This window comes from Dolichospermum sp. UHCC 0352, assembly GCF_009711925.1.
GTDB classification, from domain to species: Bacteria; Cyanobacteriota; Cyanobacteriia; order Cyanobacteriales; family Nostocaceae; genus Dolichospermum; species Dolichospermum lemmermannii.
In genome coordinates this window covers 429-1,840 of the sequence record NZ_VIKY01000077.1, presented here as the reverse complement: position 1 = coordinate 1,840, position 1,412 = coordinate 429, and the positions used below count along the sequence as shown (strand labels likewise).

Annotated in this window: 2 pseudogenes; both read left to right on the top strand. The window is 30.7% G+C overall.

What is annotated here, in order from left to right:
* Nucleotides 1–41: 41 nt before the first annotated feature.
* Nucleotides 42–362 (top strand): annotated as a pseudogene (locus tag FJR06_RS24225) (DUF4277 domain-containing protein).
* A gap of 12 nt (nucleotides 363–374) precedes the next feature.
* A pseudogene (locus tag FJR06_RS05145) lies at nucleotides 375–1,412 on the top strand (IS1634 family transposase); the annotation flags it as partial.

The following is a 1,412-nucleotide window of genomic DNA, read 5'->3' as shown; positions in this document are numbered from 1 at the left end:
TGAGAGAATGAGACTGAATTACCAAAAAATGCCTTCATAATATGAATTACCAAAAAGAAGAAATGGAGAGTAAAAACATAGATCACTTAGGAATAATAGCAGGAATAATAGATGAGATAGGAATAGTAGAAAAAATTAATGGGATATTCCCAATAGATAGTAGATAGAAAGTAAATTATTGAGAAGTAGTTAAAGCAATTATTCTCAATGGACTAGGCTTTGTATCAAGACCACTATATTTATTTCCAGAATTCTTTAAAGACAAAGCCGTAGAACATTTAATAGGAGGAGGGATAAAAGCGGAAGATTTAAATGACGATAAAATAGGTAGAGTCATGGATAAACTTTACAAATATGGCTGAACTAAATTATTCTTAATCATTGCCTTAGAAGTAGTAAAGAAATATGGAATAGACACAAAATATTCCCATTTAGACTCAAGCTCATTACATTTACATGGAAAATATGATAATTGCCTCAATAATCCAGAAAAAGAATTAGGAATAAATCGAGAACATCCAATTATGATTACACAAGGATATTCTCGTGACCATCGCCCCGACTTAAAACAATGTATATTAGATTTAATAGTAAGTAGTGATGGAGATATACCATTATTTTTCAGAGGAGCATCAGGAAACGAATCAGATAAAGCAGTATTCGCTCACATCTTAGTAGAATATTCTAAACAAGTAGATTTTGAAAGTATCATGGTGGCTGACAGTGCATTGTATAGCGAAAGTAACTTAAAATTAATGTCGAACATGAAATGGATAACTCGAGTACCATTATCCATTAAAAAAGCGAAAAATTTAGTGAAAGCCTTCATAAATAATGACCTAAAAGCCTCTAAAATAAAGGGTTATAGCTATCTCGAAGAGAAAGTATATTATGGAGGAATAGAGCAAAGATGGTTATTAGTAGAAAGTGCAGAGAGGAAAAAAGCAGACTTAAATAAACTAGACAAAAAAATCCAAGAAGAGTTTTTGAAAGTTAACAAACAAGTAGCGAAATTAGAACAGGAAGAATTTACAGATAAATCTTTGACAGAATTAAAAATCAAAGAAATAACAACCAAATTAAAATATCATCAAATATCAGACTGGGAAATTACTGAAACCAATAAAGGGAAAACAACAGTTTATAGAGTGAAATGTAAATTAAGAGAAAATCAAGAGTTAATTACACAACAGCAAAACTCTTGTGGCAGATTTATTTTAGCCACCAATATTTTGGATACGATTGAGTTAGAGTCAGAAGAAATCCTCAAAATATATAAAGAACAACAATCTACAGAAAGAGGATTTAGATTTATCAAAGACCCGTTATTTTTCGCGGATAGTCTGTTTGTGAAAAATCCCGAAAGAGTAGAGACAATGATGATGTTAATGGCATTATGCCTTTTGGTTTAT